Genomic DNA, 21,600 nt, shown 5'->3' on the forward strand with positions numbered 1-21,600 from the left:
CGCCGCGCTCAAGCCGAAGCCCGAGCGCGTTCGAGCAGCACGGCGCGGCTGTCCACGTTGAGCACCTGGACGTCGCCTTGGAGGGTGGCGAGCGGGGTGACCCAGTGGGCATGGCCGCAGACCACCAGCAGTCCCTTGCGCTTGCTGACGCACTCCCGGATGACGGGACTGCCGCGCAGGCGCGTGCCCTCGACGTCCGGCCCCTGATGCAGCACCAGCAGCTCCGGTGACTCGCGCAGCGTCGCGCCGAGCTGTCGCAAGTGCTCCGCCTCGTCGCGCCGCCCCGGCTTGTCCGCGTTGCCGATGATGCCGCCCACGCCCCCCACGCGGAGGCCTTCCAGGTCCACCACGTCTCCGTCGAGCAGGTGGATGCCGGGGCGCTGCTGGAAGCGGGCCTGCTCGCGCGCGCCGCCGAACGTGTCGTGGTTGCCGGCCACGCCCACCACCCAGCGGAAGTGCTCCGCGAAGGCTTGCCACACGGCGCGCACGTCACCGGAGGCTCCGCGCACGTTCGCATTCACGTCCGAGTACAGGTCCCCCGCGAGCACCACGCCGCTGGTTCCCGGCATCGGCAGCTCGCCCAACTCCCCGAGGATGGCCAGCTCGTCCGCGAGCACCTCTCCGAGCAGCGCCACCGCGCCGTCCTGGAGCGCATGCGGGGCCACGCCCTGGAGGTCGGAGAGCACCAGCAGCGCGGAGACTTCATCCGGCAGCGCGTCCACCGTGCCGCGCAGCAGGGGAAACCACACGGTCTGAGTGCCACCTCGCGGCGCGGCGGATTGATAAGGCCAACTATGACTCGGTACTTCGTCCAACGTCAGGATTCGCATGGCGCCCCCGGTCGGCCGCCTCCCCACGTTCCTGACAGGGGCTCCCTCTGGTCCCCGTTGGGATTTAGCCATTCCCTCCGCGCCTGGGTGAGGCCATGTTGGTTTCACCGTGTCCCTGCCGCAGCGACTCAAGACGGAGACCCGCCCCCACCACGAGCGCGCCGAGTCCGCTGTGCGCCTGCTGGAGCCCGGGCTGACGCTCGAAGGCTATCGCCGCCATCTGGAGGCGCTCCACGGCTTCCATCTCCCCGTGGAGGCGCGACTCACCACCGTGCTGGACCTGGCGCTGCCCGACCTGCTCATGCGCGAGCGGGTGAAGGTGCCGTGGCTGGAGGAGGACCTGCGTGGGCTCGGGCATGACACGCCCTCGCTCGCGCGGCTGCCGAAGTGCCCGGAGCCACCGCCGCTGACGGGACTGCCCGAGGCGCTCGGAGGTTGCTACGTGCTGGAGGGCGCCACGCTCGGAGGCCAGCTCATCCTCCGGCACCTGCGCCGCCACTTCGAGGGCGCCCCCGCGGGCGACTTCGTCTTCTTCCGCGCCTACGGAGACGACGTGGGCCCCCGGTGGCGCGCGTTTGGCGAAGTGCTCACGCGTGCGTCCGTGGACGCGGCCGACCCGACCTTCGATGACCGCGTGATGAAGGGCGCCCAGGAGACGTTCGACGCCTTCGAGCGCTGGCTCCGTGGCGAGCTGCCTTGAGCGGCGCTACAGGGACGTCAGGCCGCCGCGCAGCATGAAGTACACCACCACGCCCGTCACCGACACGTACACCCAGATGGGCGCCAGCCACCGCGTCACCTTGCGGTGCCGGGGGAACTCCTTGCGCCACGCGAAGTAGAAGGCCACCAGCGCCAGGGGAACGACACCCATCGACAGCAACACGTGGCTGGCCAGGATGCACAGGTACAGCCCCCGCCAGTCCCCCACGTAGCGCGTGTCGCCGTGCACGTAGTGGTAGGTGAGATAGCAGACCAGGAACAGCGCCGACGCCACGAAGGCCGCCACCATCAGGTACTGGTGCACGCGCCGCGCGCCACGCTTGATGGCCACCCAACCGGCGATGAGCAGCGCCGCCGCCGTCGCGTTCAGGCTCGCGTTGACGGCCGGCAGGAAGCGCAAGTCCACGCCCTCCACACCGCTGCGTCGGCCCATCAAGATCCACGCGATGAATGCCAATGCCGCCGCGGAGACGACACCGGTGAAGACATAAAAAGCCCGGTCACTCACTCGGGGCTGAAGCGGAGCAGAGGTGGCGTTCGACATGCGCCCCTATCTCCCGCGACACGTCCGCCGATGCAACCGACACAGTAGCGATACATTGTTGTGCCGACATGTCGGATGAAGGATTCTGTTAGGCCGGCTGGATCTTCTCCCGGTAATTCTTGCATACTCAGTTACGGTCGCCCCCGACCCCCCCCTCCACGGAGGTTCCCCGTGCTCCGCAAGCGTTGCCTTGCCACCCTGGCTGGCGCCGCCTTGTTCCTGGCTCTGCCAGCCTCCGCCGATGAGGCCGCTGTTTGCGCGCCCGTCGCGAAGGTCCGCCCCGAAAGACATCTGCGGCAGCTGACGCTCGACCTGCTCGGTCGGCCGCCCACTTGGGACGAGTACAAGGCTGTCCAGGCGAAGGGCTCGGTGTCCGAAGAGGACGTCCGCGCCATGATGAATGACGAGTCGTTCTACGCGCGCGTGCGCAACTTCCACCGCGCTCTCCTCCGCTCGAACATCAGCGCGAGCATCTTCGACAACGGCAACTCACGGCTGGGAGGCAACGGCACCACCGCCGCCTTCGGCTTCGCGAACAATCCGTCCACGGCGCTGCGAGGCGTCAACGGTCAGTCCTGCAACTCCGACATCGAGCAGAGCAGCTGCTTGACGACGATGCAGGACCCGCACGCCGCGCCGCTCACGGCCGTGCCGCGCACCAAGTGCACCGACGACATGGGCGTGCCCATGCCCGTCAGCTACGACTACGACACCAACTACTACAGCTGCCCGGAGCTGGCGGTCGCGACCAGCAACGCGGTGACGACCTGCGCCGAGCTCGCCGCGCTGCCCGCGTCCAACGCCTGGGGGAAGTACCGCTACTTCTGCGACAACCGCGGCGCCGCGGCGACCGTGAAGTCGTATCTGTGCACGCCTGACAAGGCTCCCGGCAAGCCTGGCGCCGCGCTGACGGTGGAGGCGACGGACGCCAACGGCTTCGTGGTGTCCTTCGACCATCCGACTCCCGAGACCAAGCCGAACCTCCTGACGCTCAAGCGCTGCACGCTGGACCTCAACCTCAACAACAACGTCAAGGGCGCCTACGCCCCGGTGCGCGGCTGCATCCAGCGCGAGGGCTTCGTGACGAAGCCCGCCGGCTACTGGGCCCCCGAGGGCGCGCCGACGACGGTGAAGGTGTGCGCCGTCGAGGCCCAGGAGCGCGACCAGAATCCCTGGACGCGTGAGTCCTGCGAGACGGCCCGCTTCGCCAATGACCGCAGCTGCGGCTGCGGCGAGGGCATGCGCCGCTGCGGCGTGCCGGCCATCGGCGCGACGACGGACCCGCTCTACGTGCGCAACGTGCACGACTCGCGGGTGACCGCCTTCAACGAGGAGCCGCTGCGCATCGCCGAGTCGGTCGTCCGCCGCGACGAGCCCTACTACAACATCCTCACCACGCGCCGCTCGTTCGTGAACGGCACGCTGTCGGAGTTCTACCGGAAGCGTCAGGGCGTGGGCGTGTTCAGCGCCACCGCTCCGGCGGCGCTGGAGTCGATTCCGGCCATCGCCTACAACGACATGGCGAACTGGAAGGAATACACCCGGGATGAGTCACACTCCGGCGTGCTGACGACGCCCGGGTTCCTCTACCGGTTCCCGACCCACCGGGCCCGCGTCGCCGAGTTCTACGAGGCGTTCCTCTGCAAGACCTTCGTGCCGGGCTCGGAGGCCTCCCTGCCCAACCCCGAGGATGCCTGCAACCGCGAGAACAACCTGGCCAAGCGCTGCGGCTGCAACTACTGCCACGCCACCATCGAGCCCACCGGCGCCCACTGGGGCCGCTACGCCGAGCGCGCCGCGCAGTTCCTGCCCCCGGACCAGTTCCCGCGCTTCGACCCGAAGTGCCGCGACTGCGCCATCAACGGCGACACCAACTGCGGCGGCGAGTGCTCCCAGTACGTGATGCAGGCGTATGACGGTGACGGCGCCAGCAGCCTCGGCATGCTCAAGACGTACCTGTACCGCACGGCCGACGAGGAGCAGAACATCGAGGCGGGCCCGCGCCTGCTCGTCGAGCGCATGTACCAGTCCGGCGAGCTGGAGCGCTGCACGGTGAAGCGCGTGTGGAACGAGTTCCTGGGCCGCCCGATGACGGCCGAGGAGCAGCGGATGTACCTGGCGCCGCTGGCCAGCGACTTCGCGAAGAATGGTCACCGCTTCAAGGCGCTCATCGAGCGCGTGGTGACGACCGACGCCTACCGGAGGATTGACTGATGCGCCGCGTGCTCCTGACCGCCGCGTTGCTCGCGCTGAGCGCCGGCTGCAACAAGTCCTCGGAAGAGAAGCCCGGTCCCACCCTGGACGGGCAGCTCGAACCTGTCGCCAACCCCCACCAGCCCGGGGACTTCGACCCGCTGCCGGACCCGGAAGAGCAGGGCGGTAGCGTGGGCCGGGCCCCGCGCCGCCTCACCGTCTCCCAGCTCGACGCCGCCATCCTGGAGGCCGTCGGCCGCCGCTGGGTGAACGGTGGCGACGGCATCGACGCGCGCGCCTCGTCCCTGGGCCGCGCCGACTTCGCCCTCGTCTCCAGCGAGAACACCGAGCCCAACCTGGTGTTCGCCAAGTTCCTGGAGGATGGCGCGCGCTTCGTGTGCATCGCCCAGGCGGCGGATGAGGTGAAGCAGGCGGATGCCTCCAAGCGGACGCTGTCGCGCACGCTGCCGGGCACCTGGGATGACCTGCGCAAGCTGACGGATGCGCAGGTGCGAGAGTTCCTCGTCTACAACTCCCTGCGCTTCTGGGGTGCGCCCCTGGAAGGCGAGGAGCTGACGAAGTGGGCCGGCTTCTTCACCCAGGCCTCGGCCCGGGCGGAGACTGCCAAGCGGCGCGCGGACGCGTTGGCGGTGACGTGCATCGCCATGCTGACCGACTCGCGGTTCATCACCTACTGAAGCTCGGAGTGACTTCGATGAAGAAGAATCGCCTCGACGAGAACCACCGTCCCGAGCGCCGCACCTTCCTCAAGGCCGCGGCCGGCTTCATGGGCTCCACGCTGCTGGGTGGACTGCCCTTCCGTTCCTTCGCGCAGGCGGCCTCGCTGGCCCCGGCCGACCGCTGCTTCGTCTTCGTGTACTTCAACGGCGGGTGGGACCAACTGCTCGCCTTCGACCCGAAGGACCCGGACGAATTCACCGCGGACCGCGCGGCGGAGACGCGCATCCTGCCGGGCTACAACCTCATCAACGATGCGCGCTTCTCCGCCATCCCCCTGCGCCCGGAGAAGTCGGGCGTGGGCCGGTCCAACATCGACTTCGGGCCCGCGGTGGGCAAGCTGTCGGAGCACTTCGACCTGATGACGGTGGTGCGCGGCATCAACATGAACACGCTGGGCCACGAGGTGGGCTACCGCTACTTCCTCACCGGGAAGATGCCCATCGGCAGCGCGGCGCGCGGCTCCTCCACGGCGACGGAAATCGTGGGGCAGATGAAGCCCCGCGTGCCCATCTCCAACATCGCGTTCAACGTGGAGTCGTACAACGACCGCTACCCCGGCTACGCCAACGCGCTGCGCGTCAGCCGCAAGGACGACCTGCTGCTCACGCTCAAGCCCAGCTCGCAGATGCTGGACAGCGAAATCGAGAAGCAACTGGTCGACTTCCGGGGCCAGCCCATCACCTGCGAGGAGGCCGCCTACGGCGCTCGCGGCGTGGGCACCACGTACCAGAACAGCCGGGACCAGATGCAGCAGGTGATGGCCCAGAAGCTCGAGGAGTCGTTCAAGTTCGAGCTCAACACCCCGGAGATGGCGGCCGTCCGGGCCGCCTACGGCCTGGACCAGAGCGGCCGGTACGACACCGAGGCGGGCCGTGCCGCCATGGTGGGCACCGCGCTCAAGCGGGGCATCGCCCAGTGCCTCACCATCAACCTCACCGGCGGCCTGGACACGCACTTCGGCACCCAGCTCACCCACGCGAACAACCAGCGCCGCGGCTTCGACGCGCTGGCCAGCCTGGTGGCCGACCTGCGCGCCAGCGGTCACCCGTCGGGCGGGACGTTCATGGACCACACCACCATCATGGTGTTCTCCGAGTTCTCCCGCACGCCGCTCATCAACAGCGCGGGCGGCAGAGACCACCACATCTCCAACTCCTGCATGCTCATGGGCGCGGGCGTGAAGCACAACTACGTCTTCGGCAAGAGCGGGGACATCGGCATGTCGCCGGGCACGTTCGACCTGCGCACCGGCGCGCTCGACCCCCGGGGTGAGAACATCTTCCCCGAGCACATCATCGCCACGGTGCTGGCGTCGGCGGGCCTGGACTACAGCATCACCCGCGTGAATCCCCTTCGCCCCATCCTCGCCTGAGCCGCATGCGCACCCATCCCCGAGCCCCCCGGGAGATGGACGAGGGGCGGTCCGCCGCCCCCGTTCTTCTTCGTCTCCTTCCTCTCTGCGCCGCCGTCCTCCTCACCGCGTGCGGCGACGAATCCCTCCCGTTGGACCGGCCTCGGCCCGTCTCCTTCCGGCCCGTCGAGGTCCGGTCGAAGACGGCGCTGGCGTCGGCCCCGGGCTTCGCGGACCAGTCCGGTGGCGGCATCTTCGCCAACACCACCGGCACCGTCGTCCGCATCCGGCTGGACGGCTCGCTGGGAGCGCTCGCGCCCCACCCGGGCAACAGCGCCGAGCTGGGCACGGTCAACGCCGTGTTCCGCATGGGGCCGCACAGCGCGCTGGTGGAGGCTCGGAACGGCCTCTTCCTCGCCGAGTCGGGGTGGCTCATCTCCCCGCCGTGGCGTGACGCGCTGGGCCTGGGCATCACCGCGACGACGCAGTCCGCGGACGGCGCGGTGTGGCTGGCGCATCCCACGGGCCTGTTCCAGCTTCGCGACGGCACGCTGTCCGCGCTGAAGGTGAAGGGCGAGGCGCTCACCGGAATCACCGCGCTGGCGGCGGCCCCGACGGCCGAGGGCTCCGCGGGCGTGTGGTTCCTGCGAGACGGCAAGCTGCACGTCGCGGTGGCCACCAGCCTGGTGCACTTCGACGTGCGCGAGGCGGGCGCTCCGCTCGAAGAGGGCGAGGTCGTGGAGTCGCTGGCCGGACTGGGCCCGGGACTGGGCACCGCCGGAGAGCTGTGGCTGCTCACCAACCAGGGCCTGCTGCGCCGGCCGCGAGAGGGTTGGCGTCGGGTGTCCCTGCCGCAGCGGCCGGTGCAGTTGCTCGCGTCGGGCCGCTTCCTGTGGGTGAAGTCGAGCGACGCGCTGCTCCTGTACGACGCGGACGCGAACGAGTGGGGCCTCGCGCAGGGCATCGACACGCGCGAGTTCCGCTTCCTGTCCGCGGACGAGAGCGGCTGTGCGTGGGTGCAGCTCGGCGGCGAGACGGTGGCGGTGAGCCGCTCTCCGGCGCCGCGCGTGACGGGACTGCATCAGGGCATGCAGGTGGTGGAGGACGGGCTGGTGGTGCGCGCGGTGATGCCCACCGGCGTGAATCCCGAAGCCGTCGTCTTCCAGGTGGGCGGCGTGGAGTTCCCCGCCACGGGCGAAGGACCGGTGTACAGCCTGGGAGGCCAGGAGCCGGACGGCACCCCGAAGCCGTACTCCTTCGCGGGCCTGGAGGCCGGTCGTCAGGCGCTCGGCGTGGTGGCGCGCTTCCTGGATGGCACCGAGGCCAGGCGCCTGGTGCCGTTCGACTACCAGCCCGTGAGCACGGTGGCGTTGAGCTGGGCGACGGACATCCAGCCCATCTACCTGTCGCGCTGCGAGAAGTGCCATTCCACCGGCCCCGGCCGGGCGCTCAACACGTACGAGTTGTGGAAGGAGAATGCGCCCCTCATCACCGCCTCGGTGAGAGATCAGCGCATGCCCGCGGATGGTCCGTTGGACCCTCAGCTCATCTCCCTCATCCAGCGCTGGGCCGCGTCCGGCGCGAAGCCCTGAAGCCCTCCGTCGCACCCGCCTGACTCCCCTCGAGGCACACCATGATTCGATTCCCTCGCGCGGCCCCCCTCCTCGCGCTCCTCGTCACGGCCTGCTCGGACGACCTGGACCCCGCGCGTGAGAACGAACCACCCCCGGAGGTGGACCAGTGCACGGGCCGCGCTCCGCTGACCCTGCGCGCCGAGCCCCCTCGCGTTCGCGTGGGCAGTCCGGTGTCCCTCATCGCCTCTGGTGGCAGCGGGCAGTATCGCTACCGGCTGGAGGAGGGAGGCTCGTCCGGTGAGCTGCGAGCGCAGCGCTTCATCGCGGGGCACACCCCGGGCACCGACACGCTGGTGGTGGAGGACGCCCGCTGCGAGGGGGACGCCCGCACCACGCTGGAGGTGACGGCGCTCTTCGACGTCGCGCCGGCGCGCGCGCAGCTTCGGCCGGGCACGTCCTTCCAGGTGGCGGCGAAGGGCCTCCTGGGCTCCGCCCGGTACAACCTGACGCAGAGCCTCTCCGGCGGCACGCTCTCCGCCGACGGCCTCTACACGGCGGGCCCCACCGAGGGGCTGGACCTCATCACCGTGCTCGACTCGCAGACGGGCGACGAGGCCATCCTCCAGTACGAGGTGAGCAAGACGGCCCGGCTCAACGGCGCGCCCGCGTTCCTCGCGGTGCCCTCGGGCTCCTCCGTGCCGCTGGCCACGCGCGGTGGCAGTGACAGGGTGGTGTGGACGAAGGTGTCGGGCCCCGGGACGATTGCCGCCGGACGCATCGGCTTCCTGGCGGGCGACACGGGCGCGGCGGTGCTCGAGGCGGCCGACCCGTTCACCGGTGACAAGGCGTCGGTGACGGTGGTGGTGCTGGACGAGCTGACGCGGCCGGGCCTGGCGCATGGCCGGCTCACGGATGCCGCCACCCTGGTGACGGCGGACTTCGATGGTGACGGCACGCTGGACCTCGCGGTGGGCCAGCGCGAGAGCGACATGGGCCGGCCCACGGGCGGCGCCGTGTTCATCTACAAGGGCGGCAGTGGGGGCCTGGAGGCCCAGCCGCTGTGGGTGCTCACGGGCGACACGGACACCGCGCAGTTCGGTGACGCGCTGGCCGCGGGTGACTTGGACGGTGACGGACGCGCGGAGCTGGTGGTGTCCTCGCCGGGCGCCGACGTGGCCACGAGCAACGCGGGCGCGGTGTACCTCTACACCTTCAAGGGTGGAGCGCCCGCGCCGCTGCGCTTGCAGCTCGCCGGCCTCTTGAGGGATGCCGCGTTCGGCGCGGGCCTGTCCGTGGCCGACATGGATGGCGACGGCAAGGTGGACCTGGTGGTGGGCTCTCCCGCGGGAGACCTGGCGCCCAGCAACACCATCCGCGCGCGCGGCACCGTGGACATCTACCTGGCCACGCCGAGCGCGCCGGTGCCGGACCTGCCCACCATCCGCCTGGGTGGCTCGGACCTGTCGCCCGCGGGCGTGCCCATGGCGCGCACCGGCTCCGACCTGGGCCGCGCGCTGGTGACGGCGGACTTCAACAAGGACGGGCGCCTGGACATCGCCGCGCTCAGCCGCGTGTCCCGCTACACCGCGGAAGGCGCCGTCTCCGGCACGCAGGTGGCCATCTCCGTCTTCTTCGCGCGCTCCGAGGGGATTCGCTTCAGGGCGAGCCCGGATGTGTACGTGCTGCCCGCGAACCTCGCGGACTCCAATGAGGGCACGTGGCGCCTGGCCGCCATCGCCGGAGACGACACGCGTCCACCCCTGCTGATGGCGGTGGCGGACCGCGCGGACTCGCCGGACCTGACCGCCAGCGGCGGCGTGCGCTCCGGCGCGGACTCGGGAGGCGCGCTGCTGTTCGATTTGAGCGCCTACGCGCCCACGGGTGACCCGGCCATCACGCCGCCCCAGGTGAAGCGCGAGGAGGCCTTCGCGCGCATCTACGGGGACACGGCGGGTGTCGTCGCGGGACGCAGCTTCGCGGTGCTCGACGTGGACGGCACGCCGGGTCCGGAGCTGGTGCTGGGCGCGCCGTATGCCGCGCCTCCCGGGCCGGGCGGCACCACGCTGCGCTTCGGCGGCAAGGTGCTGGTGTATCCCCTGTCGACGCTGACCCGAGGCGCGGTCATCAACAAGTCGCTGACGGCGCTCAATGGCGCGGCGAAGTCGGACACCCTGGGCTCGGGCCTGGCGGTGTGGCGCCTGGCCGAGGGTGATTCGCTGGCGGCCTTCTCCGGTCGTTCCTCGTCCGAGCAGGGGGCCTTCACCGGCCGCGTGGAGCTGTTCCGCCGAGGCGGCGCCTCGCTGGCGGAGTGGGCGCGCACCAGCGCCAACGTGCCGGCGAAGCCCAGCGTGGAGCGCGTGGGCGAGCAGGTGGCGGTGGCGGTGGGCCCCAAGGGGGCCGTGGCGCTGCTGGGCGCGCCGGGCTGGTCGGGTGCGGGCGCCAACGGTGATGGTGACGCCATGTCCATCGGCCGGGCCTACGTGCGCGAGGTGGCCCGGGCCGCTCCCGCCGTGGTGGTCGAGGAGGGCGCGCCTTCCCCGCACAAGGCGGGCCGCACGGTGGGCATCGACGTGGCCTTCACGGACTTCAATGGCGATGGTCGGCCGGACTCGGTGGTGGGCGCGCAGGGCTTCGTCGTGCCAGCCAGCAACAGCGCGGAGCTGGCGTCGACGTACCAGACGGTTCGACCCGAGTGCCTCACCACGGGCACCCAGTCCGTGGGCGGCGTGCTGGTGTCGCTGGGGCAGGCGGATGGCTCGTTCAAGCCCGCCTATCGCGTGTGGGCGCCGCTGCTGATTCCCACCTGCACGCCGGAGACGGACGCGAAGTGCAGGCGCTCGGCCCTGGGTCGCGGACTGGTGGGCGGCTTCGACTTCAATGGCGATGGCAAGGAGGACGTGGGCGTGCTGCGCGACAGGGGCATGGAGGTGTTCCTGGGCCGGGCTCCGGACGATGCCTCGCTGACGAAGCTCACCATGACCTGTGACTCGGTCTACTCCTGGCCCTCCCTGGCCCTCCAGACGAGCGCGCCGACGTCGCTGGGGGACATCAACGGGGACAGCTGCGACGACCTCGCGTGGCGGTACGCGGAAGGCGCTCGCTCCGGCGTGGCCATCCTCTTCGGCTACAACGCGGCCGGTGGGCGCTGCGGCGGTCGCACCACCGCGACGGTGTGGCGCATCGCGGGCGACAGCGAGGTGCAGCTCAACAACCTCGGCCTGGGCCTGGCGATGACCCGCGCGGGCAAGGTCATGGCCAACGCCGGCGGCACGACGGGGGACCAGCGGGACTTCCTGGCCATCAGCGCCACCGCGGTGCCTTTCAACGGCGTCACCCAGCCCGTCGTCCTGCTCTTCGACAAGGCGCAGCTCACGACGGAGATGGCGAAGAAGCAGGCCGCTGGCAGCCCGCTCGTGCTGGGCGCCTTCGGAGATGGGCTGACGCCGGTGGTGCTGGTGCACAAGTCGCGCGCGGTGGGCTTCGGCACGGCGCTGGCGGGCAACGTGGACCTGTCGGGCGACAACGTTCCTGATTTGGTGGTGAGCGCGCCGGGCGCCTCGGAGGCCTCGGATGGTGGTGGCGCCGTGTTCGTCTACGCAGGCGCGCCCAACCTGAACGGCGCGCTCTCGCCGTACTTCACGATTGTGGGCGACGGCGCCGAGCGAGCACAGGTGGGGCAGGACCTCGCGCTCGTGCCGGGCTCGGGTGGAACCCCGCCAACAATGGTTATCGGTGCACCCCGGAGCTTCCGGACAGGAACGCAGAACGGGACAGCGTTCGCGTTGCCGCTGCGCTTCTAGCGCGGGGCCATTGGGAACCGCGCGCGGCCGGGCCTATCCTGGGCCCGGCCTCATCGCGGGAGTCTCATGGCAAGGGATTGGGAGCAGGAGTGGAGTCACGGCGAGCAGCGTGCGTGGCTGGAAGCGCCGGACATTCTCTGGGCGCGCTTCCGAGGGGCCATCACCGAGGACACTTCGCGCTGGTCCTGCGGTCTCTACAAGACGCTGTCCGCTGACGGGCGCTTCTACCTGGCGGCGGACATCACCGACTCGCAGCTCAGTCCGGAGTCCCGCCGCTACCTGGTGGACCACGCGAAGGCGGACTGGTTCCTGGGCATCGTCTACATCGGCGCGGCGCTGGAGCAGAAGGCCACCACCAAGAGCCTGATGGTGGGCTCCATGCTCAGCGGTGGGCGTCCGCTCGACGTGCGCTACGTGGACACGCTCGACGAGGCCCGTGCGTGGCTTCAGGAGCACCGCTCGCGGAACGCCTCGCGGTAGAGCCCGTGGTTCAGTGAGACGTGCCCTCGTCGGCGGGACGAGGCGCGGTTTCCTTCGGCAGCGCGTTGGCCAGCGCGGCGCCCCCGAGGATGAGGGTGCCGCCCACGACGAGCGACACGGTGAAGGGCTCACCGAGGAAGGCGACGCCCAGCACCACCGCCACCAGCGTGTCGAGCAGGGCCATCGCGCCCAGCGCAGTGAGCGAGATGCGCGGCAGGAGCCAGTAGAGGCACAGGTACGTGAAGGCCGTGCCGAACACCGCCAGGTAGAAGACGGCGCCCAGCGCGCGCGGCGTCCAGTTTCCGGGCGAGCCCGACTCCAGCAGGAAGGAGAGCGCGAGCAGTGGCACCGCGCTGCTGAGCGTCTGGCCGAACACGAGTATCTGCGCGGGGACATGAGCCATGTATCGCCGGGCCAGCACGTTGGCCACGGCGATGACGGCCACGGCCACCAGCGTCAGCACCACGCCGAGCAGCACCTTGCCAGACAGCTCCAGGCCCTCGACGCCCGAGGCGTGGAGCACTCCCACGCCCACCGCGCCCAGGCCCGCCGCGAGCAGCTTGCCCGGCGTCAGGGGCTGGTCCGGCATCAGCACGCGCCCGATGAGCAGCAGCCACAGGGGGAAGGTGGAGAACAGCAGCGCGGCCCAGCTCGAGGGAATCCACTGCTGCGCGAAGAAGAGCAGGCCGAAGGGCACGGCGAGCTGGAGCAGGCCCAGCGCGGCGATGCGCCCTCCGGTGCGTGCGTCCACCCGTCCCCGTGCGCGCGCGAAGGGCAGCAGGAAGAGTCCCGCCACCAGCATGCGAGTGCCGAGGAAGCGCAGCGGCGGCAGGTCCTCCAGGCCCACCTTCACCACGGACCAGGTGGAGCCCCACAACACGAAGCACGTGCAGTAGGCGAGGGCGACCTTGAGCGGGCCGGCCGGCTTCACGGTGCCGGATGCGGTGGCGGAGTCCATGGTGGCGTCGCCATAGCACCCGCTTCGGGCGCGTGCACCGAAGCGCTTCACGTGCGAGGGAGGGCAGGCGACCGGGCGTCAGTCAGGCAACCGCCGCGGGTGCTTCAGCGCGGGGGCGAACAAGTCCCCCACGGCGTCCAGGCGCTTCTTCAGTGTGCGGAGATTGAAGCGCGCGGGGTCCAGTCTCCGAGTCACCTCGCTCCACTTCAGGGGCGCGGAGAAGGGCGCGGCCTCGCGAGCGCGAAGCGAGTAGGGCGCGACCACCGTCTTGCCGCGCGCGTTCTGTCCCGCGTCCAGATAGAGCCGGCCCTTGCGCGCCTCGATGCCGCGCACCGTGGTGGCCAGGTCTCCCAGCCGGGCCTCCAGCGCCTGGGCCAGCGCGTTCGCATGGGCCTGGACCTTCGCGTAGGTGTGTCCCGGCGCCAGTGGAATGAGGACATGCAGGCCGCGCTTGCCGGAGGTCTTCGGGTAGCCCTCCAGGCCCTGCTCCTCGAGCAGCTCGCGGAGCGCGAGCGCCACTGTCACCACGTCGGACCAGCCCCCCTTGCCTGGGTCCAGGTCCATGGCGAGGAAGTCCGGCTGCGAGAGCTTGGGCGCGTGACTCAGCCACATGTGCAACGTGAGTGCGGACTGGTTGGCGAGCCAGAGCAGGGGCTCCTCGCCGTTCACATTCACGTGTCGCAGGGACTTCTCCACATGGCGCACGCTCAGCGTGGGCACCCAGGAGGGAGTTCCAGACAGCTCGTGCCGGAAGAAGCCCGGGGCGGCGATTCCCGCGGGCCACTGCTGCACGGAGATGGGGCGGTCCGTGAGGATGGGCACCAGCAGCGGCGCCACCTCGCGGTAGTAGGCGAAGACGTCCGCCTTCGTCAGCCCGGTGCGAGGGAAGAGGACGCGGTCACCGTGGGTGAGCTTCGCGAGCCCTGACTCGGGTTCCTCGCGGCGCTCGGGTGCGGACGTCCTTGCGACCTGCGCCCGGGGTGCACGCAGCTCTCCGGTGGCACGGCGGGTCCCCGTGCGTGTCGACCGCGAGGAGGCCGCGCGCTGCTTCGTGCGACGAGGTGTCGTGTGGGCGGCCTTGGACTCACTGGGAGCGGGCCGCTCACGCACTACCTCGTAGACATGGGTGTCATCTCCTGCTTCCTCGGTCCGCGCGAGCCGCGCCAGCATGGGCGCACCCATCCGCTCCAACAGCTTCTTCGGCGTCCGGGGCACCGCCGCCGCGCGGCTCGGGCGTCCAGCGTTTGCCTTGCGAGCCACGGCCTTCTTGCGACGGTAGGCGCGGAGTCGTGCGTTGGAGCGGTTCACGTCTCAACGGTTGGCATCCGGAGCGCCTGTCGCAATGTCGAGCGGGCGCGGGCTCGGCGCGGAGAGTCACCAGCCGACCAGGCCCCTTCCGGCTCGCCCCGTCACCGATGGCTTCGCGCGAGTGCGGTCCGCCCTGGCTGACGGCGAGCGAGCGCGTGCGCATCTGTATCCGGGAGGATGCATGGGCACCGAGGCCGTGGGCTGGTTCAGTTCCTTCGTTCTGTTGATGACCCTGGGAACGCAGATCCACAAGCAGTGGAAGTCAGGCTCCAGTCAGGGCGTCTCCAAGTGGCTCTTCGTGGGACAGATGACGGCGTCCCTGGGCTTCACCGTCTACAGCGTGCTGGTGCGCAACTGGGTCTTCGTGGTGACGAACGCGCTGCTGCTGGTGAGCGCCGTGCTCGGGGAGCTCATCGTCCTCCAGCACCGCCGCGGAGCGCGCCGCTCCGCCGCGCCCGCCTTGCGTCCGGCGCGGCCTCCAGTCTGAGCCGCTGCCCGCCTGCCCGGCATCAGGGCAAACGGACCTGGGACTTCCGGGACGGGTTGGCCTTCGGGAAGAGGCTTCTCACATTGCACGCGACCCTGGCGCGGAGGAAGTCGACATGGCCGAGAAGTCCGAGGTGGCACGACTGCGGAGCCTGGCCCAGCTCGACGCGGATGCGGTGGGCGCGTACGACGCGGCGCTCGCTCGAATCCCGGAGCCGCTGGTCCGCGAGCGGCTCGGCGGGTTCCGCGCCGACCACCTTCGCCACGTGCAGGAGCTCAACGGCTTCATCCACCACTTCGGTGGCGCACCGGTGGACCTGCGGCCGGACCTGAAGGGCGCGGCGATGAAGGGGCTCACCGCGATGTCCAGCATGATGGGCACCGAGGCGGCGCTGGTGGCCATGCTCGGCAACGAGGAGTTCTCCAACCGGGCCTATGACCTGGCGCTGCGCTTCGACTGGAGCCCCGACGTGCGTGTGCTCATCGAACGGCACCGCGAGGACGAGCGGCGCCACATCCTCTGGATTCGCGAGGCCGTCCGGACCCGCCCCTGGGAGCGGGCCTCCGCCCATGAGGGTTCCGAGGTCCAGGCCTGACCCCTGGAGGCGGGCGGGGTTGCCCCGTCCGATATGCGAGACATGTGCCGCCGTTCTAGGCTTCCGGACAGGGATTGCCTGGAGGCGGCATGGTTCGCTGGGTCGTGGTCTTGGCGTGTGCGTTCATGGTGACGGGCTGCGCGGCCCATCGCAGTGAGCTGGATTATCCGGACCGGGAAGCCATCTATGACCGGCCGCTCGCGGAGATGTGGCCGGAGGTGCGCGGGTTCTTCACGCGCAACGAGCTGCCCTTCCGCGAGGACACGGGCAGCATGGTGCTGGAGACGGAGTGGCGGCAGGAGTTCGGAGGCTCGAAGATTTCGGGCTTCTTCCACCGGTACATGGTGGTGGGCCGACGCGAGACGCCCACGTCGAGCAAGCTCCAGATTTTCCGCATCACCAAGAGCCTGAACAAGACGCTGTCGCCCCCGGGCAACCAGATTGACTGGGGGGTGAGCCGGAGTCTGGCGGGGCCCGGGGCCGACCCGGCGCTCGCTGGGATGAGCGCCGAGGACGCCGAGGAACGGCTGGCGTTCCCTCGGGGAGAGAACGGGTTCTTCGCCGAGTCGGGGCAGGGCCAGCGCGACATGGTGATGGAGTGGCGGGTGTTCCGAGAGGTGGCGCCCGTGCTGGCGAAGGAAGAGAACGCGCCCAAGCCGGTGCAGGTGGCCAAGGCGCCGAACGCGAAGGAAGCGCCGTCGAAGTTCGCGGTGGAGTGCGGTCTGCCCATCATCGGCCTGGGCAAGCAGGCGAAGCCGGGCGCGGTGCTGCTGCTGGGCGAGATGCATGGCACGCAGGAGGTGCCGCGGTTCGTGGCGCAGGCCGCCTGCCAGGCGACGGTGGCGGGCATGCCGGTGACGGTGGGCCTGGAGCTGCCGCTGGAGAATCAGGGCCGGGTGGATGCGTTCCTGGACAGCGAGGGTGGGGAAGAGGACTGGCTGAAGCTGATGGAGGCGCCCTTCTGGCGCAGCCCGTATCCGGACGGTCGTGGCAGCGCGGCGATGGCGAACATGCTGGAGCACCTGCGTCAGTTGCGCTCGCAGGGCCTGGATGTGGACATCTTCGTGTTCGACCACCCGAAGGCGAACGGGCAGCAGCGCGAGGACGCGATGGCGGCGACGGTGGCGTTCCAGGTGGAGTCGAGCCCGCAGCGCTTCCACGTGGTGCTGTCGGGCAACATCCACTCGCGCACCAAGAAGGGCCTGCCCTGGAACCCCCAGCACCGGCCCATGGGCCTTCTCCTGAAGGAGAAGCTGGACGAAGTGGTGGCGCTGGACATGGCCTACGCCACGGGCACCACGTGGATCTGCTCGGTGGATTCGAAGGGCGTGCGGGACAGGCTGGACTGCGGTGTGCGCGAGGCGAAGGGCAAGGACAACGGCGAGCGCTACTTCGTGCACACGTGGGACTCGGTGAACTCGGAGGGCTACCACGGGGTGTTCTACGTGGGCGCGGTGAACGCGTCGGCGCCGGCCATCCGCGTGGGTGAGCAGGGCCCGGGCAAGGAGGGCAGCAAGAGTCCCTTCATGCAGGAGGCAGGGACGCTCGCGTCCTCGCGCTGATTCGGGGGCGATATGCCACCCTCCAGGTCGCGTTCCATTCTGGGAACGTGAGATCCGGAGGGTGGATGCGCTCGGTACTGTATGCGGTGGTGTTGTTGGCCTGGAGCCTGGCGGGCTGTTCGGCCCACCGGAGTGACTTGGAGATTCCGGACCGGGAGGCCATCTACGACCGGCCGCTCGCCGAGATGTGGCCGGAGGTGCAAGGCTACTTCACGCGCAACCAGCTCCCCTTCCGTGAGGACAAGGGCAGCATGGTGCTGCAGACGGAGTGGAGGCAGGAGTTCGGAGGCTCGAAGATTTCGGGCTTCTTCCACCGGTACATGGTGGTGGGCCGGCGCGAGACGCCCACGTCGAGCAAGCTCCAGATTTTCCGCATCACCAAGAGCTCGAACAAGACGCTGTCCCCTGCTGGCAGGCAGTTGGACTGGAGCCCCTCGCGGCACCTCATGCGGAGCAGCGAGACTGACGCCGCGCCGACGTCGGGAGGAAGCGAGCCCCTCACCACCGCCGAGGACTGGGAGGAGGTCATCGATGCGCCGCGCGGAGAGAACCTCTTCATCGAGTCGGCTCAGGGCCAACGAGACTTGTTGATGGAGTGGCGGGTGTTCCGCGAGGTGGCACCGCTGCTGGCGAAGGAGGAGAACGCGCCCAAGCCGGTGCAGGTGGCCAAGGCGCCGAACGCGAAGGAGGCGCCGTCGCAGATTTCCATGGAGTGTGGTCTGCCCATCATCGGCCTGGGCAAGCAGGCGAAGCCGGGCGCGGTGCTGATGCTGGGCGAGCTGCACGGCACCCGCGAGGTGCCGCGCTTCGTGGCGCAGACCTCCTGCCAGTCGACGGTGGCGGGCATCCCCGTGACGGTGGGGCTGGAGTTGCCGCTGGAGAATCAGGGCCGGGTGGATGCGTTCCTGGACAGCCAGGGCGGGGAGGAGGACTGGCAGAAGCTGATGGAGTCGCCCTTCTGGCGCAGCCCGTATCCGGATGGCCGTGGCAGTGAGGCGATGGCGAACATGCTGGAGCAGTTGCGCCAGTTGCGCTCGCGGGGCCTGGACGTGGAGGTCGTCGTGTTCGACCACCCGAAGGCGAACGGGCAGCAGCGCGAGGACGCGATGGCGGCCACGCTCATCCACCAGGTGGAGTCCGCGCCCCAGCGCTTCTACGTGGTGCTGTCGGGCAACATCCACTCGCGCACCAAGAAGGGCCTGCCGTGGAACAAGCAGCACCGGCCCATGGGCTTGCTCCTGAAGGAGAAGCTGGAGAACGTGGTGGCGTTGGACATGGCCTACGACACCGGCACCGCGTGGATCTGCTCGGTGGACTCGAAGGGCGTGCGGGACAGGCTGGACTGCGGCGTGCGCGAGGCGAAGGGCAAGGACAACGGCGAGCGCTACTTCGTGCACACGTGGGACTCGGCGAACTCGGAGGGCTACCACGGGGTGTTCTACGTGGGCGCGGTGAACGCGTCGGCGCCGGCCATCCGCGTGGGTGAGCGAGGTCCGGGCAAGGAGGGCAGCAAGAAGCCCTTCGCAGTCGAGGCGGAGACCTTGGCGTCCTTCCGCTGACTCGGGGGCGATATTCCACCCTCCTGCCCGCGTTTCCTGCATGGCACGGAGGGTGGATGCGTCAGATAACGTATACGTTGTTGCTGCTGTCCTTGGGTTGGTTGGGTTGCACGGCCCACCGCGGCGCGCTGGACTATCCGGACCGGGAGGCCATCTACGACCGGCCGCTCGCGGAGATGTGGCCGGAGGTTCGGGAGTTCTTCACGCGCAACCAGCTGCCCTTCCGCGAGGACCAGGGCAGCATGGTGCTGGAGACGGACTGGCGGCAGGAGTTCGGAGGCTCGAAGATTTCGGGCTTCTTCCACCGGTACATGGTGGTGGGCCGGCGCGAGACACCCACGTCGAGCAAGCTCCAGATTTTTCGCATCACCAAGAGCCTGAACAAGACCCTGGCCAACTCGGGCAATCAGGTGGATTGGAGCCCCACCCGCGCCTGGGACATGGGGCCGAGGGGACCTCGTTCGGAGGAGGAGAAGGACGCATACCTCGCTGAGCCGACTCAGCCACAGAGCGCGCCGCTGACCTCGTCCGAGGACTGGGAGGAGGTCATCGCCACGCCTCGGGGAGAGACCTCGTTCTTCGCGGAGTCGGGGCAGGGGCAGCGAGACCTGGTGATGGAGTGGCGGGTGTTCCGCGAGGTGGCACCGCTGCTGGCGAAGGAGGAGAACGCGCCCAAGCCGGTGAGGGTGGCCAAGGCGCCGAGCGCGAAGGAGGCCCCGTCACAGTTCGCGGTGGAGTGCGGACTGCCCATCATCGGCCTGGGCAAGCAGGCGAAGCCGGGCGCGGTGCTGCTCCTGGGCGAGGTGCATGGCACGCGGGAGGTGCCGCGCTTCGTGGCGCAGGCCGCCTGTCAGGCGATGGTGGCGGGCACTCCGGTGACGGTGGGCCTGGAGCTGCCACTGGAGAACCAGGGGCGCGTGGATGCGTTCCTGGACAGCCAGGGGACGGAGGCGGACTGGTTGAAGCTGATGGAGGCGCCCTTCTGGCGCAGCCCGTATCCGGATGGCCGTGGCAGCGAGGCGATGGCGAACATGCTGGAGCACCTGCGTCAGTTGCGCTCGCAGGGCCTGGATGTGGACGTCTTCGTGTTCGACCACCCGAAGGCGAACGGGCAGCAGCGTGAGGACGCGATGGCGGCGACGGTGGCATTCCAGGTGGAGTCGAGCCCCCAGCGCTTCCACGTGGTGCTGTCGGGCAACATCCACTCGCGCACCAAGAAGGGCCTGCCCTGGGACCCCCAGCACCGGCCCATGGGCTTGCTGTTGAAGGAGAAGCTGGACGACGTGGTGGCGCTGGACATGGCCTACGCCACGGGGACCACGTGGATCTGCTCGGTGGACTCGAAGGGCGTGAAGAGCTCGCTCGACTGCGGTGTGCGTGAAGCAAAGGGCAAGGACAATGGCTCCCGCTTCTTCGTGCACACGTGGGACTCGGTGAACTCGGAGGGCTACCACGGGGTGTTCTACGTGGGCTCGGTGAACGCGTCCGCACCGGCGGTGCAGCGCGGCCTGGGGCGTCCGGGCGCGGATGACAACACCGTTCACCCGGCCTCGGACCAGGGGTCCAGGGTGGCGTTCGTGCGCTGACAGCATCGCTGGCGGACCGTGTCTTGGCTGCTGCGGGACGCGGTCCGCTGGCATACGTTGTCGGGGTGAGCGACATCACTGTCTACCAGCCGGACTTCCTGTACGTGGGAGGCCGGCTCATCGAGGGGCTCGCCCTGGCCGTGGGCGCCGAGGGCCGCGTCGTCGACGCGTCGTCCGTGCCCACCGGGGCGAGCGTCGTCCGGCTTCCAGGCCGCGCGCTGTTGCCGGGCCTGGTCAACGGCCACTCCCATGCCTTCCAGCGCCTGATTCGCGGACGCACCGAGTACGTCGTCTCCGGGCGCGAGGCGGATGACTTCTGGAGCTGGCGAGAGGCCATGTATCGCGCCGCCGAGGCCCTGGGGCCCGAGGACGTGTACGTGGCCTCGCGGCAGGTCTTCGTGGAGATGGCGCTGGCGGGCATCACCACGGTGGGCGAGTTCCACTACATCCACCACCAGCATGACGGCACGCCGTATGCCGACCGGAACGTGCTGGCCCACGCCGTCATCCGAGCGGCGCGGGACGCGGGGCTGCGCATCTGCCTGTTGCGCGTGGGTTATGCGCGCGCGGGCTTCCAGGTGGCGGCGAATCCCCGCCAGCGTCGCTTCATCGACCCGGACGTGGACACCTTCCTCGCGTCGGCGGAGTCGCTGGCTCGCGAGGTAGGCGACGACGCGGCGGTCAGCGTGGGATTGGCGCCGCACAGCGTGCGCGCGGTGACGAAGGACTGGCTTTCCGCCGTCTCGAAGGTGCGAGGGTTCCCCGTGCACATGCACGTGGCGGAGCAGCCGAAGGAAATCGAAGCGTGTCTCGCCGAGCATGGGCGTCGGCCGGTGGAGCTGCTGTCGGACCTGGGGCTGTTGACCCCGGGCTTCGCCGCCGTGCATGGCGTGCACCTGACGGACGAGGAGGTGGCCATGCTGGGCACCGCCCACGCGACGGTGTGCGCGTGTCCGTCCACGGAGCGCAACCTGGGCGACGGCATCGTCCCCGCGGACGCGCTGGCGAAGGCGGGGGCGAGCATCAGCCTGGGCTCGGACAGTCAGGCGCTGGTGGACCTGCTGGACGAGGCGCGGCAGCTCGAAGGGCACCTGCGGCTCGCGAGGTTGCGGCGCGCGGTGCTGGACCCGGGGGGCGGGGAGGTGTCGGGCCTGGCGGCGCGGCTGTTGGGCATGGCCACGGTGGAGGGGGCGCGCAGCCTGGGCCTGTCCTCGGGGACGCTGGAGCCCGGGGCGCTCGCGGACTTCTTCACGGTGGACGTGGGGCACCCGTCGCTGGTGGGCGCAAGTCCTTCGTCTTTGCTGGCCTCCAT

Annotated in this window: 17 protein-coding genes; 13 read left to right on the top strand and 4 right to left on the bottom strand. The window is 69.9% G+C overall.

Annotated elements, in window-relative coordinates:
• Positions 1 to 8 precede the first annotated feature (8 nt).
• Entirely contained in the window at positions 9 to 749 is a 741-nt protein-coding gene (locus tag HUW62_RS14565; protein ID WP_368670413.1) for a metallophosphoesterase, read from the bottom strand.
• 190 nt (positions 750 to 939) lie between these two features.
• Between HUW62_RS14565 and HUW62_RS14570 the strand changes: the two genes are divergently transcribed.
• On the top strand, positions 940 to 1,530 hold the full coding sequence (locus HUW62_RS14570) for a biliverdin-producing heme oxygenase (protein ID WP_163869431.1): 591 nt from the start codon (positions 940 to 942) through the stop codon (positions 1,528 to 1,530).
• A gap of 6 nt (positions 1,531 to 1,536) precedes the next feature.
• Here HUW62_RS14570 and HUW62_RS14575 read toward each other — a convergent pair whose 3' ends face one another.
• Positions 1,537 to 2,094 carry a DUF420 domain-containing protein gene (locus tag HUW62_RS14575; protein WP_163869430.1) on the bottom strand — a complete coding sequence of 186 codons (558 nt, stop codon included), beginning with the start codon at positions 2,092 to 2,094 and terminating at the stop codon, positions 1,537 to 1,539.
• Between the two features lie 171 nt (positions 2,095 to 2,265).
• Here HUW62_RS14575 and HUW62_RS14580 point away from each other — a divergent pair, with 171 nt between their 5' ends.
• From HUW62_RS14580 to HUW62_RS14605, 6 genes are all read left to right on the top strand, one after another.
• Positions 2,266 to 4,308, top strand: a complete 2,043-nt coding sequence (locus HUW62_RS14580) for a DUF1585 domain-containing protein (RefSeq protein ID WP_163869429.1) — start codon at positions 2,266 to 2,268, stop codon at positions 4,306 to 4,308.
• Positions 4,308 to 4,985: a hypothetical protein gene (locus tag HUW62_RS14585; protein ID WP_163869428.1), complete on the top strand. Its 678-nt coding sequence runs from the start codon at positions 4,308 to 4,310 to the stop codon at positions 4,983 to 4,985. Before HUW62_RS14580 ends, HUW62_RS14585 begins: the two co-directional genes overlap by 1 nt.
• Positions 4,986 to 5,002: 17 nt before the next feature.
• Entirely contained in the window at positions 5,003 to 6,400 is a 1,398-nt protein-coding gene (locus HUW62_RS14590) for a DUF1501 domain-containing protein (RefSeq protein ID WP_163869427.1), read from the top strand.
• Between the two features lie 5 nt (positions 6,401 to 6,405).
• Entirely contained in the window at positions 6,406 to 7,971 is a 1,566-nt protein-coding gene (locus HUW62_RS14595; RefSeq protein WP_163869426.1) for a hypothetical protein, read from the top strand.
• A gap of 41 nt (positions 7,972 to 8,012) precedes the next feature.
• The gene (locus HUW62_RS14600) at positions 8,013 to 11,753 is read left to right on the top strand and encodes an FG-GAP-like repeat-containing protein (protein WP_176434792.1); all 3,741 of its coding nucleotides are present in this window, start codon (positions 8,013 to 8,015) and stop codon (positions 11,751 to 11,753) included.
• A 66-nt stretch (positions 11,754 to 11,819) separates the two neighbouring features.
• Positions 11,820 to 12,233, top strand: a complete 414-nt coding sequence (locus HUW62_RS14605) for a hypothetical protein (protein ID WP_163869424.1) — start codon at positions 11,820 to 11,822, stop codon at positions 12,231 to 12,233.
• A gap of 10 nt (positions 12,234 to 12,243) precedes the next feature.
• Here HUW62_RS14605 and HUW62_RS14610 read toward each other — a convergent pair whose 3' ends face one another.
• Both HUW62_RS14610 and ligD read right to left on the bottom strand, forming a co-directional pair.
• Positions 12,244 to 13,191, bottom strand: a complete 948-nt coding sequence (locus tag HUW62_RS14610) for a DMT family transporter (RefSeq protein WP_176434793.1) — start codon at positions 13,189 to 13,191, stop codon at positions 12,244 to 12,246.
• A 78-nt stretch (positions 13,192 to 13,269) separates the two neighbouring features.
• On the bottom strand, positions 13,270 to 14,499 hold the full coding sequence (ligD, locus tag HUW62_RS14615) for a non-homologous end-joining DNA ligase (RefSeq protein ID WP_368670414.1): 1,230 nt from the start codon (positions 14,497 to 14,499) through the stop codon (positions 13,270 to 13,272).
• Between the two features lie 181 nt (positions 14,500 to 14,680).
• On the opposite strand from ligD, the gene HUW62_RS14620 reads away from it, so the two are divergent.
• The 6 genes from HUW62_RS14620 to hutF all read left to right on the top strand — a co-directional run.
• The gene (locus HUW62_RS14620; RefSeq protein ID WP_163869422.1) at positions 14,681 to 14,986 is read left to right on the top strand and encodes a hypothetical protein; all 306 of its coding nucleotides are present in this window, start codon (positions 14,681 to 14,683) and stop codon (positions 14,984 to 14,986) included.
• A gap of 115 nt (positions 14,987 to 15,101) precedes the next feature.
• The gene (locus tag HUW62_RS14625) at positions 15,102 to 15,581 is read left to right on the top strand and encodes a ferritin-like domain-containing protein (RefSeq protein WP_163869421.1); all 480 of its coding nucleotides are present in this window, start codon (positions 15,102 to 15,104) and stop codon (positions 15,579 to 15,581) included.
• 89 nt (positions 15,582 to 15,670) lie between these two features.
• Positions 15,671 to 17,143, top strand: a complete 1,473-nt coding sequence (locus HUW62_RS14630) for a ChaN family lipoprotein (protein WP_255203429.1) — start codon at positions 15,671 to 15,673, stop codon at positions 17,141 to 17,143.
• Positions 17,144 to 17,208: 65 nt separating this feature from the next.
• The gene (locus HUW62_RS14635; protein ID WP_255203430.1) at positions 17,209 to 18,702 is read left to right on the top strand and encodes a hypothetical protein; all 1,494 of its coding nucleotides are present in this window, start codon (positions 17,209 to 17,211) and stop codon (positions 18,700 to 18,702) included.
• A gap of 56 nt (positions 18,703 to 18,758) precedes the next feature.
• Complete coding sequence (locus HUW62_RS14640; RefSeq protein ID WP_163869419.1) at positions 18,759 to 20,288, top strand: ChaN family lipoprotein; 1,530 nt, start codon at positions 18,759 to 18,761, stop codon at positions 20,286 to 20,288.
• Between the two features lie 65 nt (positions 20,289 to 20,353).
• Positions 20,354 to 21,600 (top strand): formimidoylglutamate deiminase (gene hutF / locus HUW62_RS14645; RefSeq protein WP_176434794.1); only part of this gene is annotated, 1,247 nt, incomplete at its 3' end.

It is taken from the genome of Myxococcus sp. AM011 (assembly GCF_013372595.1).
In the GTDB taxonomy this organism is placed as follows: domain Bacteria; phylum Myxococcota; class Myxococcia; order Myxococcales; family Myxococcaceae; genus Myxococcus; species Myxococcus eversor.

Excerpts from the sequence above, each read along its gene's own strand:
- HUW62_RS14575 (WP_163869430.1), bottom strand. The coding sequence starts at position 2,094 with ATGTCGAACGCCACCTCTGCTCCGCTTCAGCCCCGAGTGAGTGACCGG.
- HUW62_RS14585 (WP_163869428.1), top strand. The coding sequence starts at position 4,308 with ATGCGCCGCGTGCTCCTGACCGCCGCGTTGCTCGCGCTGAGCGCCGGC.
- HUW62_RS14590 (WP_163869427.1), top strand. The coding sequence starts at position 5,003 with ATGAAGAAGAATCGCCTCGACGAGAACCACCGTCCCGAGCGCCGCACC.
- HUW62_RS14595 (WP_163869426.1), top strand. The coding sequence starts at position 6,406 with ATGCGCACCCATCCCCGAGCCCCCCGGGAGATGGACGAGGGGCGGTCC.
- HUW62_RS14600 (WP_176434792.1), top strand. The coding sequence starts at position 8,013 with ATGATTCGATTCCCTCGCGCGGCCCCCCTCCTCGCGCTCCTCGTCACG.
- HUW62_RS14605 (WP_163869424.1), top strand. The coding sequence starts at position 11,820 with ATGGCAAGGGATTGGGAGCAGGAGTGGAGTCACGGCGAGCAGCGTGCG.
- HUW62_RS14610 (WP_176434793.1), bottom strand. The coding sequence starts at position 13,191 with ATGGACTCCGCCACCGCATCCGGCACCGTGAAGCCGGCCGGCCCGCTC.
- HUW62_RS14620 (WP_163869422.1), top strand. The coding sequence starts at position 14,681 with ATGGGCACCGAGGCCGTGGGCTGGTTCAGTTCCTTCGTTCTGTTGATG.
- HUW62_RS14625 (WP_163869421.1), top strand. The coding sequence starts at position 15,102 with ATGGCCGAGAAGTCCGAGGTGGCACGACTGCGGAGCCTGGCCCAGCTC.
- HUW62_RS14630 (WP_255203429.1), top strand. The coding sequence starts at position 15,671 with ATGGTTCGCTGGGTCGTGGTCTTGGCGTGTGCGTTCATGGTGACGGGC.
- HUW62_RS14635 (WP_255203430.1), top strand. The coding sequence starts at position 17,209 with ATGCGCTCGGTACTGTATGCGGTGGTGTTGTTGGCCTGGAGCCTGGCG.
- HUW62_RS14640 (WP_163869419.1), top strand. The coding sequence starts at position 18,759 with ATGCGTCAGATAACGTATACGTTGTTGCTGCTGTCCTTGGGTTGGTTG.